This window comes from Pseudooceanicola onchidii (assembly GCF_004959925.1).
GTDB lineage: Bacteria > Pseudomonadota > Alphaproteobacteria > Rhodobacterales > Rhodobacteraceae > Pseudooceanicola > Pseudooceanicola onchidii.
Genome location: NZ_SPUW01000003.1, coordinates 702,010 through 713,645 on the forward strand (window position 1 = coordinate 702,010; position 11,636 = coordinate 713,645).

Below are 11,636 nucleotides of genomic sequence, written 5' to 3' on the forward strand. Positions count from 1 at the left end.
CTACTCCGCAGCGATTTTATGAGTGTTTTTCTCGGCATGGGCCATCAGCCCGTCGCGGAACCACGCGCCGTCGTCCCAGGCCTTGTTCCGGGCGTCCAGCCGTTCGCGGTTGCAGATGCCGTTGCCCTTGATGACGGCGAAAAACTCGTCCCAGTCAGGGGTGCCGAAGTCGTAGGACTGGCGCTCCTCGTTCCATTTCAGGTCGGCGTCGGGCACGTTGAGCCCCAGCCATTCGGCCTGCGGGACGGTCTGGTCGACGAACTTCTGGCGGAGTTCATCGTTTGAATTCAGCTTGATGCCCCATTTCATCGACTGTTCGGAATGAACCGAGTCCCCGTCCGGCGGGCCGAACATCATGATCGCGGGCCACCACCAGCGGTTGAAGGCATCCTGCGCCATCTTCTTCTGGTCCTCGGTGCCCTCCATCAGGGTGCGGACGATGTCGAAACCCTGGCGTTGGTGGAAGGATTCCTCTTTGCAGATGCGGATCATCGCGCGGCTGTAGGGCCCGTATGAGCAGCGCTGCAACGGCACCTGGTTCATGATCGCGGCCCCGTCGACCAGCCAGCCCACCATGCCGATGTCGGCCCAGGTGAGCGTGGGATAGTTGAAGATCGAGGAATACTTGGCCTTCCCGGCCAGCAGTTCGCGAGTCATCTCGTCGCGCGATTTGCCAAGCGTTTCGGCGGCACAATAGAGGTAGAGGCCATGCCCGGCCTCGTCCTGCACCTTGGCCAGCAGGATCGCCTTGCGCTGGAGCGAGGGCGCGCGGGTGATCCAGTTGCCCTCGGGCAACTGGCCGACGATTTCGGAATGCGCGTGCTGCCCGATCTGGCGCAGCAGGGTCTTGCGATAGCCCTCGGGCATCCAGTCGCGCGGTTCGATCCGCACGTTGCGGTCGATCTTGTCCTGAAAGGCGCGGTCCTGGTCGGTGGTTCCGGCCTGACCGCTTTCAACCATCTGGGCGTACATGGGGTGTCCTCCTCGACTGGGGTCAATACATCACAGATTGAAGTGCAGGTCAATTGTTGTGTGATGCTTTGAGGCGGCTGCGCGATCTGTCGCCGATGGATTTCGGATCCGCCGAGCCCGGGTTGGGGCGAGTATTGTCGGTGTGGTGTCGACCGTGGGCAGCCCCCCCCCCGGGGGTCCGGTTTTGCGGCGGGGTGGGATCTGCCTCCGGCGGGGATATTTGGGGCAAAAAGAAAGGTGTGGTGTCAGGCCTCGGCGAGGTCCGCGATGCGGCGGGCCATGCGGGCCTGATCGACGGCCAGCGGACCGTTGCGGTCCTTGAACCCGGCGGCGACGGCGGCATCGGCGGCTGGCGACAGCGCAAGGTAGAGCCGGGCGAAGAGCGCGCGCGCATCGGGGGCGGGCCAGCCCTCGGGCAGGATACCGAGGGGCAGGGCAGGGTCGCGCAGGGCGATCCGGCGGAAGGCATGGACCAGCAGCAGGCGCAGGCCAAGCGCTTCGGGGCCGTCGGCGCCCAGCCCGTCAAAGGCCGAAAGGAAGCGGGTCATCTCGTCGTGCAGGGCGGGCAGATCCCAGGCTTGGGCGGCCAGCGCGGTCAGGTCGTCTTCGGTCGTGGCGCGGAAGTGCGGCGCGCCGAGGTCGGGCAGCGGTTCGCCCCGGTCGGGCCGGATGGCCAGGTGCGGCAGCGCCAGGCCGAAGCGCAGGGCGGCGAGGCGGGCCAGCAGGGGGTCGCGGTCTTCGCCCACGGGCAGGATCACCATGTGCCAGCCGCGCAGCGGTTCGGCCCGGGGGGGCGCATAGATCAGGCGGGCGGCGCGCTGGAATTCCCGTTCTGCCGAAGGGGACAGGCGGTAGTAGCTGCGCCGCCCTTCCTTGACGCCGACGAGCTGACCGCCGGTCACTAGGCGGCTGACGGCGGTGCGGACCCGACTTTCGCCGATGCCCACGCCTTCGCAGACCTCGATGATATTGCCCATCCAGAGCTCACCCCCGCGCGGGGCCACGACATCGCCGTAGAGCGTGACGATGAAGGCCCCGGCCGAGACGTTGAGCGCCTGTGCCAGACTGGCTGTTCTGTCAGCGGGAGGGGCGTGCATCGAAGACCCGTTTCGCCTTGCCCTCGGACCGCGACAGCGTGCCGGGGCCGGTGACCTCGACCCGGGCCGAGATGCCGATGACCGACTTGATGTGATGCGCCAGGTCGCGGTCGAGCCCGTCAGCGGCACCAAGGGCTTCGCATTTCACCAGCATCGTGTCCATGCGGCCGTCGCGGCCCAGGTGGATTTCGTAATGCGGGGCAAGGCCTTGCACCTTGAGGATCTGTTCCTCGATCTGGGTGGGGAAGACGTTGACGCCGCGCAGAATGATCATGTCGTCGGACCGGCCGGTCACCTTTTCCATCCGTCGCATGGTGCGGGCGGTGCCGGGCAGCAGCCGGGTCAGGTCGCGGGTGCGGTAGCGGATGATCGGGAAGGCCTCCTTGGTCAGCGAGGTGATGACCAGTTCGCCCATCTCGCCGTCGGCGACGGGCTCTCCGGTCTCGGGGTTCACGATCTCGGGGTAGAAGTGGTCTTCCCAGATGTGCAACCCGTCCTTGGTTTCCACGCATTCGCAGGCGACGCCGGGGCCGATGATTTCGGACAGGCCGAAGATGTCGACGGCGTCGATGCCGAAGGCCTCCTCAATCTCGCTCCGCATGGCGTTGGTCCAGGGTTCCGCGCCGAAGATGCCGACCCTGAGGCTGGTCTTGCGGGGGTCTTTCCCGGCGGCACGGAAGGCGTCGAGGATCGACAGCATGTAAGACGGCGTGACCATGATGATCGAGGCCTCGAAATCCTCGATCAGGGTGATCTGGCGTTCTGTCATGCCCCCCGATACCGGAACGACCGTGCAGCCAAGGCGTTCGGCGCCGTAATGCGCGCCAAGCCCGCCGGTGAAGAGCCCGTAGCCATAGGCGATATGGCAGACGTCGCCGGGGGCGCCGCCGGAGGCACGGATCGATCGCGCGACGACCTCGGCCCACATGTCGATGTCGTTGCGGGTGTAGCCCACGACGGTCGGCTTTCCGGTCGTGCCCGAGGAGGCATGGACGCGGGCAAGCTTTTCGCGCGGGACCGAGAACATGCCCCAGGGGTAGTTGTCGCGCAGATCCTGCTTCACCGTGAAGGGGAACTTGGCAATGTCGGCCAGGCTGTGCAGGTCGTCGGGGTGGACACCCGCCGCGTCGAACTTGGCGCGGTAGACAGGCGATCCTTCGTAGGCGCGGCTGAGGGTCGTCTTGAGCCGGGCCAGCTGAAGCGCCGAAATTTCATCGCGCGACGCGGTTTCGATCGGGTCGAGGGGCACGCCCCTTGGGCTGAGCGCGGTCATTCGGTGTCCTCCTGGTAGTGCTGGCCTTTGACGGTGCGCGAATGGCCCCGGAAGGTGGCGATCAGCGCGCCGCTGCCATCGGTGACGGTGACGTCATAAAGGCCCGACCGGCCCTGGCGCGTGACCTCTTGCGCGGTGGCGGTCAGCGTGTCGCCAAGCCGTCCGGGGGCATGGAAGGTGACGGCGCAGTGCTGGGCGAAGGTCAGCTGGTTGTAGCTGTTGCAGGCGAAGGCAAAGGCGCTGTCGGCGAGGGTGAAGATGAAGCCTCCGTGGCAGACATCCAGCCCGTTCACCATATCCTCGCGCACCGACATCGTCAGGACGGCGCGGCCCGGCGTGACCTCGGCGATCTGCATGCCCAGCCCCTGGCTGGCGCGGTCGTTGGCCCACATCGCTGCGGCCGATCGTTCGGCTTGTGACTGCGACATCCGTGTCCTCCCTGATGTCAAAGCGGCACAGGTTTTTGCTGTGCGCCGGAAAAATGTTTTGCATAAGCCCGGGGTCAGGTCAATCGCGACGCGCGGACCCGGGGCGGGACAAGCGCGGATTTTCGCGGCAGGCGGGCGGGCAGGGGGATTTCCGGGCACCTTCGGCGGGTCAAGCCCTTGCACCCGGGCGAGTGATCTGAAAACTGAGGAAAACGCCCGAGGATCCATGTTCGAGATCGACGCCACCTTCCGCGCCCGACTGCTGACGCTGATCGCGCAGATCTATCCCGACGCGGAGGCACAGGCGCTGGCCGACCGTATCGCCGAGGCCTTCTGGCCCGAAGGCACCACGCATCGCCGCCGGGGCCGGGTGCCGGGCAACCGCCAGTGGTCCGAGCGGGACGCGCTGCTGATCACCTACGGCAATTCGATCGTCGACGGGCAGCACAAGCCGTTGGACCTGCTGCGCGACTTCCTGCACCGGGAAATGGCGGGGGTGGTCAACGGCGTGCATATCCTGCCGTTCTTTCCTTACACCTCGGACGACGGCTTTGCGGTGACCGATTACCGTGCGGTCAACCCGGTGCTGGGCGACTGGGCAGACATCCGGCGGATCGGATCGGAATTCCTTCTGATGTCGGACCTGGTGCTGAACCACGTGTCCTCGGCCTCGCACTGGTTCACCGAATATCTTCAGGGGCACGAACCCTATGACGGGTTCTTCTTCGAGGCCTCTCCCGAGGATGACCTGTCGGACGTGGTGCGCCCCCGGACCCAGCCCCTGCTGCGCGAGGTCGAGACAGCAAACGGCACGCGCCACGTCTGGTGCACCTTCAGCCACGACCAGATCGACCTGAACTTTGCCAACCCCGAGGTGCTGCTGGAATTCCTGCGCGTCATGCGGTTGCATATCGACAACGGGGTGCGGATCCTGCGGCTGGATGCGGTGGCCTTCATCTGGAAAGAGGTGGGCACCAAGTCGATCCATATGCCGCAGGCCCATGCCATCGTGCGGCTGATGCGGCTTCTGGCGGATTACGCGTCCGAGCCGGTGATCCTGCTGACCGAAACCAATGTGCCCAATGCCGAGAACCTGAGCTACTTCGGCAACCGGAACGAGGCACACGCGGTCTACAACTTCTCGCTTCCGCCGCTGGTGCTGCACGCAATGATGTCGGGCACGGCGAAGAACCTGATCCGCTGGCAGGGGGCGATGCCGCCCGCGCAATTGGGGTGCGCCTATCTGAACTTTACCGCCAGCCACGACGGGATCGGGATGCGCCCCGCCGAAGGCACCTTGAAGCCCGAGGAGATCGGGAGGGTCATCGATACGGTGCGCGCCTTTGGCGGTCTGGTGTCGATGCGGGCGCTGCCCGGTGGCGGCGAAAGCCCGTATGAGCTGAACATCACCTGGTTCGAGGCGATGAAGGGCACCTTCGCGGGCGAGGATCAGCATCAGATCGACCGGTTCCTGGCCAGCCAGACGCTGGTGATGGCGCTGGAAGGCATCCCGGCCTTCTACATCCACGCTCTGCTGGCCACGCCGAACGATTACGACGGTGTCGAGAAATCGGGCCACAACCGTGCGATCAACCGGCACAGGTGGGACTACGGCGCGCTGCAACAGCGGATCGCCGACAGGACGACGCCGCAGCACATCGTGCTTGAGGCGCTGAAGGACCGGATCGACATCCGCCGCCGCCAGCGCGCCTTCCATCCGAACGCGACGCAGTTCACACTGCAGCTGGACGACCGGATCTTCGGGTTGTGGCGGCAAAGCCTGGATCGGGACCAGTCGATCTTTGCCCTGCACAACGTGTCGGACCAGGAGGTCGTGATCGATCCGTTCGCGATCAATCTGATCGAAGGTGAAGACTGGATCGACCTGCTGAATGGAGAGCCGGTCGAGGCCTCGGACGCGCCCATTCACTTTGCGCCATACCAGTGCCGGTGGATCTCGAACCGGGGCTGAGGCGCGGCCCGGATCCCAAGTTCATTCACATAATGCCCAAGTGACGCTAGTCTGATCCCATGGGTTATCCGCCCGTTGGCGGAGTGGGAGGTCACGGTTGGCTAAACGGTCGCAATCGCCGGAGAAGAAAGCGCAGATCCTGGAGGCGGCTGCGACGGTGCTGTCGCAGTCGGGGTTGCAGGCGCTGTCATTCGAAAATGTGGCAAGGAATGCAGGGATTTCCCGGCAATTGCTGCGGTACTACTACAGCGACATGGATGCGTTGATGGCAGACATGTGCGACCATCTGGCGACGGTCTATCAGCGCATGCTGGTGTCGGGCATCGTCGAGATCCGCGAGGTCGAGCGGCTGGATTTCTTCCTCGATTTCTTCTTCGGGCTGACCGAAGGCCACCCCATGCCGCCGCACCTTGAAGCCTATGATTCCATGGTCGCCTATTCCGTGGGCTCGGATGTGGTGCGTGACCGGATGCGGACGCAATATCAGACGCTTGGGCAAGTGATCGTGCACGAGCTGGCGATCACGCATCCGCAATTGTCGCCCGCCGCCTGCGAAGAACTGTCGTATCTGTTCGTGTCGATGATGCACGCGCACTGGAGCTTTGTGTCGACCCTTGGCTACACCGCCGACCACGGACGGCTGGCGCGGCGGGCGATCGACCAGTTGATCCAGTCGTACCTTGCGACACCGCAGCCTGCCACACTGGAAAAGCCCTGGCGCCGCGACGGTTAGGGGTCAGGCGTAATCCTTCAGATCCGCCGCCACGGCCTTGAGCATGTCGGTCATCAGGCCGGGGTCGGCGGAATGCACGCGGTTCCAGGTCGGGATGAAGGGGGTCTCGGACGGGTTGTCGAGGAAGACGCGCCCGGCCTCCATGATGTTCTCGGCGAACAGTTCGGCCGTGCGTTCCTCGGTGTGGCGATCGACCGTCAGACCGTTCATCTTGGCGTCGTTGTAATACCCTTCCAGCAGGTCGAGGGCCGAACGGTAGTAGGTCGCCTTCAGCGTCCGGAACACCTCTTCGTTGAAGACGGTGCCATCGGCGGCCAGCTTGCGGAAGATCGCCTTGCAGATGTCGATGGACATGCGCGACAGCCCGGTCGACTTGTCCTCGACCGAGAGATCCTGGTGCTTGTGGTCATAGTGATCGCAGATCTCGACCTGGCAGACCGACTTGGGGGCAAGGTTGCGCCAGGCTTCGGACAGAACGCCGATTTCAAGGCCCCAGTCCGAGGGGATGCGCAGGTCGGCCAGGATCGACGTCCGCATCGCGAATTCGCCCGACAGTGAATAGCGGAAGGCCCGCAGGTAATCGATGTAGTCGCGGTCCCCGATCACCTTCTTCAGCGCGATCAGCAGGGGCGAGACCAGCATCCGCGCGACCCGGCCGTTGATCTTGCCGCCGCCGACACGGGCGTAATAGCCCTTGGCCACCTGGTAGGGGAAGTTCGGGTTGACCACCGGGTAGACCAGCCGTGCCAGCATGTCCTTTTCATAGGTGACGATGTCGCAGTCGTGGATCGCCACCACGTCGCTGTCGGCGCAGGCCAGCAGGAAACCAAGGCAGCCCCAGACGTTCTTGCCCTTGCCGGGTTCCGAAGGCGCAAGGCCCAGGCCATCCAGCCGCGCCTCGATCTGTTTCATCCGGGGGCTGTCGTTCCAGATGACGACATGGTTCTGCGGCAGGACCGAGAAGAAGTCGCGCGCGTGGCGGTACTGGGCCTCATCCGCGCGGTCGAGGCCGATGACGATGCGGTGCAGATAGGGCACCTGCGCCAGCTCATCGAGGATCTTCGGTAGAGCCTCGCCTTCGAGTTCGGAATAGAGCGAGGGCAGGATCAGGCTGATCTTGCGGGTGGCCGAGAAGCTGACCAGCTCGTTCGTCAGGTCTTCGGTCGTCCGGGTGCGCAGGTTGTGAAGGGTGGCGATATTGCCGTTCTGATGAAAATCCGCCACCGATGCTCTCCTGTCAGGTCAGTCCTTTATCGGAAAGTAGCCTGAGGATGCTGTCGTTCCAACCGCTTGGGCCCGGTTTTTCGCTGCGGCTGATGCCACCTGCCGCTTCGCTTGGCAAAGGCAGCAGCGGCGGGCCAGCCGGGTTGGCGATGACGACCCCATGATCGGCGGCCTCCAGCATCTCGACATCGTTCGGGGCATCGCCAAGCGCGATCGAATAGGGCGCGCCGTACTCCGCGCCGATATCGGCCATGCGGTCAGCCTTGGTGCCGCCGAAGGACAGGGTCAGAAACCGCCCGCCGCGCCGAGCCTTGATGCCCTGGGCGCTCAGCGCCTCGACAAAGGCCTGAAGTGCGGGTTCGTCGCCCTCAAACAGTCCCGGTTCGGAAAAGGCTCTCGTCTGCGCCAGCCGCGCGGCCTTGCGCGACAGCCCGGTGATCGAGGCGACCTCGGCATCCGACATGTCCCCGAACCCCCGGAACGCCTTGCGCAGGGGCGCGGGCAGGGTGTCGAGCGCGGCGCGCAGGCGGGGATAGCTGCCCGTGTCGTCCGTCGGATTGCTGTCGCCCGCCAGGAACCCCGCGCCGTTTTCGACGATGGCGGGGCAATGGGCAAAGCCAAGCTCGGCCCGCAGGGGGGCGATTTCGGCGGCGGTCTTGGACGACGCGATGACCAGCGGAATGCCATGCGCCTTCAGACGATCCAGCGCGGGTGCGGCGGCCTGCCAGCTGTAGTCATGGTGATCCAGCAGCGTGCCGTCGAGGTCGGTAAAGACGATAAGGGGGGGCTTTTGCATTAGGGCCTTGCGGGGATGGCACGGCTTTTGCTATGGGCAGCCGGACGGGTGATTAGCTCAGTTGGTAGAGCGCTTCGTTTACACCGAAGATGTCGGGAGTTCGAGTCTCTCATCACCCACCACCTCCCCAGTATTAGCTTTACTTTCCGGCCGCCTCGCGTTCCCTGTCGCCTTCTTCGGCCAGGTGGGCGTCGGTGCGCAATTCTAGCCACATGGCGTTGAGCACGGCGAAAAGCGCGGCGAGGGGCAGGCCGAGGATCCAGGCGAAATACCACATGGCTGGGGCTCCTAGTACAGGGTTTCGGCGTTGTCGGTCACGTCGTCCTCGGTCACCTTGCCCCAGAGGACGCGGTAGACCCAGGCGGTGTACATCAGGATCAGCGGCAGGAAGATCGCCGTCGCCACAAGCATGGTGAAGAGCGTCTGATGCGAGGACGAGGCATCCCAGACGGTGAGCGAGCTGTCCGGCGCCACGTTCGACGGCAGGATGAACGGGAACATCACCAGCCCCACGGACGAGATGATCCCAAGGATTGCCATCTTCGAGAAGAGCAGCGTCGTGACCTCGCGGCCCGCGCGCAGGCCCAGGACCGCGAGGGCGATGCCCGCAAAGCCCATGATGGGGGCGACCCAGATCCAGGGCCGGTCGGAATAGGCGACAAGCCAGCTGCCGCCGCGGATGACCTGCGAATACAGCGGATTGGACGGGCCGTCGGTCACCGGTTCACTGGCCAGTGCATAGCCGTCGATCCCGATGGCCAGCCAGACCCCGCCAAGCGCATAGCCCGCCGCCGCGACCAGCCCCGCGATGGATCCGATGCGGCGCGCACGGTCCTTGATGACGCCTTCGGTCTTCACCGACAGCCAGGCGGCGCCGTGCATCAGCAGCATCGACATCGACACGATCCCCGCCAGCAGCGCGAAGGGGCGCAGCAGGCCGAGGAACTTGGTCGCGAAGTTGCCGTCGTACATCGGCATCAGGTCCGGCGTCAGGTAGAAGGGCACGCCCAGCAGCACGTTGCCGACCGCGACACCGAAAAGCGTCGCGGGCACGGCACCGCCGCAAAAAAGCGCCCAGTCCCATCTTGTGCGCCAGGTCGGGTCTTCGCGCTTGGACCGGTACTTGAAGGCCACGGGCCGGACGATCAGCGCGGCCAGGATCGCGAACATCGCCAGGTAGAAGCCCGAGAAGCTGACAGCATAAAGTGGCGGCCATGCGGCAAAGATCGCGCCGCCGCCCAGGATGAACCACACCTGGTTGCCCTCCCACACCGGGCCGATGGTGTTGATGACCACGCGACGTTCCACGTCGGTCTTCGCGACGAAAGGCAAAAGCGCGCCGACCCCCATGTCGAAGCCGTCGGTCAGGGCAAAGCCGATCAGCAGCACGCCCAGAAGCACCCACCAGATCAGGCGCAGGGTGTCGAAATCAATGAACTCGGACAGGATCATGTCGCTTACTCCGCCGGGGTGGCCGAGGCCGTGGGTTCGCCCGGCATCGATTGCAGCCGCGCCTTGTGGCGCCGCATCCAGTCTTCGGATTCCTCGACATCCTGGGTCGGGCCCTTGCGGATGTATTTCACCATCAGCCTGACCTCGATCACGAAGAGGATGGTGTAGAACAGGATGAAGCCCGCGATGGTGATCAGCAGGTCCATCACCGTCAGGTGCGAGGCCGACAGCGCCGTCGGCAGCACGCTGTCGACCGTCCAGGGCTGGCGGCCGTATTCGGCCACGATCCAGCCCATCTCGGCCGCGATCCAGGGGGCAGGGATGACCGCGACCGCGCCGTAAAGAGACCAGCGCGGAAAGCGCATTCCGTAGAAGTTGGCGCGCACGAAGAAGAACAGCATCACCGCGATGAAGGTAAAGCCCAGCACGACCATGATCCGGAACGCCCAGAACAGCGGCCAGACCCCGGGGATCGTGTCCTCGGCGGCCATGAGGATCTGCTCCTCGGTCGCTTCGCGCGGGTCGTCGACGTATTTCTTCAGCAACAGCGCGTAACCAAGGTGTTCGGAATAGATGTCGAAGGTGGCGCGGATCTCATCCGGTGTTTCGTCGCGCTTCTCGCGGATGGTCATCAGCGCGTCATAGGCGATGATGCCGTCGCGGATGTACTGGACCGATTCCTCTTCCAGCTGGTTGATGCCCGGGATCACCTCGGTCAGGGAGCGCGTGCCGATCAGACCCATCACGTAAGGGATTTCAATGGCATAGTGCGTTTCGCGCGCCGCGCGGTCGGGCACGCCTATCAGCGTGAAGGGCGCGGGCGCGGGGTGGGTTTCCCACATCGCCTCGATCGCGGCGAGCTTCATCTTCTGCGTGTGGCTGGCCGAATAGCCCGATTCGTCGCCCAGAACGACGACCGACAGCGCCGCCGCCAGTCCGAAGGACGAGGCGACCGCGATGGACCGGCGGGCCAGTTCATGATGCCGGTCCCACAGCAGGTAGAGCGCCGAGACGCCAAGCACGAAGATCGCCGCCGTCACGTACCCGGCCGAGACGGTGTGCACGAATTTCGCCTGCGCGACTTCGTTGAAGACCACGTCGAAGAAGGACGTCATCTCCATCCGCATGGTGTCGGGGTTGAATTCGGCGCCGACCGGATTCACCATCCAGCCGTTGGCGATCAGGATCCACAGCGCCGAGAAGTTCGACCCGATGGCGACCAGCCAGGCGACGATCATATGCGCGACCTTCGACAGCTTGTCCCAGCCGAAGAAGAAGAGACCGACAAAGGTCGCCTCCATGAAGAAGGCCATCAGCCCTTCGATCGCCAGGGGCGCGCCGAAGACATCGCCCACGTAGTGCGAGTAATACGACCAGTTCATGCCGAACTGGAATTCCATGGTGATGCCGGTCGCGACGCCCAGGACAAAGTTGATGCCGAAAAGCGTGCCCCAGAACTTGGTCATCTGCCGCCAGATCGGGCGGTTCGTCATGACGTAGACGGTTTCCATGATCGCGACGAGGATCGACAGGCCAAGCGTCAGCGGCACGAAAAGGAAGTGGTACATGGCCGTCAACGCGAATTGCAGGCGCGACAGGTCAACGATGTCGAAGTCCATCCTGGGGCTCCCTTGTGGTTTCACCACGTGTCCGACCGCGCGGGTCTGCGGTCAGGACCATAACAGGCCA

Annotated in this window: 11 protein-coding genes and 1 tRNA gene; 3 read left to right on the top strand and 9 right to left on the bottom strand. The window is 64.5% G+C overall.

The genetic code is table 11. The annotated features are described in order from the left end of the window. From paaA to paaI, 4 genes are all read right to left on the bottom strand, one after another. Nucleotides 1–972 (bottom strand): 1,2-phenylacetyl-CoA epoxidase subunit PaaA, encoded by a 972-nt coding sequence (gene paaA / locus E4S58_RS16340; protein ID WP_136637511.1) that lies wholly within the window; start codon nucleotides 970–972, stop codon nucleotides 1–3. 245 nt (nucleotides 973–1,217) lie between these two features. Further along, entirely contained in the window at nucleotides 1,218–2,069 is an 852-nt protein-coding gene (locus E4S58_RS16345; RefSeq protein WP_136637512.1) for a PaaX family transcriptional regulator, read from the bottom strand. Continuing rightward, nucleotides 2,050–3,342, bottom strand: a complete 1,293-nt coding sequence (gene paaK, locus E4S58_RS16350) for a phenylacetate--CoA ligase PaaK (protein ID WP_136637513.1) — start codon at nucleotides 3,340–3,342, stop codon at nucleotides 2,050–2,052. Before paaK ends, E4S58_RS16345 begins: the two co-directional genes overlap by 20 nt. Next, entirely contained in the window at nucleotides 3,339–3,770 is a 432-nt protein-coding gene (gene paaI / locus E4S58_RS16355; protein ID WP_136637514.1) for a hydroxyphenylacetyl-CoA thioesterase PaaI, read from the bottom strand. Before paaI ends, paaK begins: the two co-directional genes overlap by 4 nt. Before the next feature lie 226 nt (nucleotides 3,771–3,996). Here paaI and E4S58_RS16360 point away from each other — a divergent pair, with 226 nt between their 5' ends. Together E4S58_RS16360 and E4S58_RS16365 are read left to right on the top strand one after the other, a co-directional pair. After that, nucleotides 3,997–5,742 carry an alpha-amylase family glycosyl hydrolase gene (locus E4S58_RS16360; protein ID WP_205965405.1) on the top strand — a complete coding sequence of 582 codons (1,746 nt, stop codon included), beginning with the start codon at nucleotides 3,997–3,999 and terminating at the stop codon, nucleotides 5,740–5,742. A 97-nt stretch (nucleotides 5,743–5,839) separates the two neighbouring features. Beyond that, nucleotides 5,840–6,475, top strand: a complete 636-nt coding sequence (locus E4S58_RS16365) for a TetR/AcrR family transcriptional regulator (RefSeq protein WP_136637515.1) — start codon at nucleotides 5,840–5,842, stop codon at nucleotides 6,473–6,475. Nucleotides 6,476–6,478: 3 nt separating this feature from the next. On the opposite strand, the gene E4S58_RS16370 is transcribed toward E4S58_RS16365, so the two are convergent. Next, nucleotides 6,479–7,699 carry a glycosyltransferase family protein gene (locus E4S58_RS16370; RefSeq protein WP_136637516.1) on the bottom strand — a complete coding sequence of 407 codons (1,221 nt, stop codon included), beginning with the start codon at nucleotides 7,697–7,699 and terminating at the stop codon, nucleotides 6,479–6,481. A 13-nt stretch (nucleotides 7,700–7,712) separates the two neighbouring features. After that, on the bottom strand, nucleotides 7,713–8,495 hold the full coding sequence (locus E4S58_RS16375) for an HAD-IIB family hydrolase (protein WP_136637517.1): 783 nt from the start codon (nucleotides 8,493–8,495) through the stop codon (nucleotides 7,713–7,715). 46 nt (nucleotides 8,496–8,541) lie between these two features. Between E4S58_RS16375 and E4S58_RS16380 the strand changes: the two genes are divergently transcribed. Then, nucleotides 8,542–8,617, top strand: a tRNA-Val gene (locus E4S58_RS16380). A 17-nt stretch (nucleotides 8,618–8,634) separates the two neighbouring features. Here the strand turns inward: E4S58_RS16380 and cydX are convergent. The 3 genes from cydX to E4S58_RS16395 are packed head-to-tail and all read right to left on the bottom strand — an operon-like array spanning nucleotide 8,635 to nucleotide 11,566. After that, nucleotides 8,635–8,772 (bottom strand): cytochrome bd-I oxidase subunit CydX, encoded by a 138-nt coding sequence (cydX, locus tag E4S58_RS16385; protein ID WP_136637518.1) that lies wholly within the window; start codon nucleotides 8,770–8,772, stop codon nucleotides 8,635–8,637. 11 nt (nucleotides 8,773–8,783) lie between these two features. Continuing rightward, nucleotides 8,784–9,947 (bottom strand): cytochrome d ubiquinol oxidase subunit II, encoded by a 1,164-nt coding sequence (gene cydB / locus E4S58_RS16390; protein WP_136637519.1) that lies wholly within the window; start codon nucleotides 9,945–9,947, stop codon nucleotides 8,784–8,786. A gap of 5 nt (nucleotides 9,948–9,952) precedes the next feature. After that, the gene (locus E4S58_RS16395; protein WP_136637520.1) at nucleotides 9,953–11,566 is read right to left on the bottom strand and encodes a cytochrome ubiquinol oxidase subunit I; all 1,614 of its coding nucleotides are present in this window, start codon (nucleotides 11,564–11,566) and stop codon (nucleotides 9,953–9,955) included. Nucleotides 11,567–11,636: the final 70 nt, after the last annotated feature.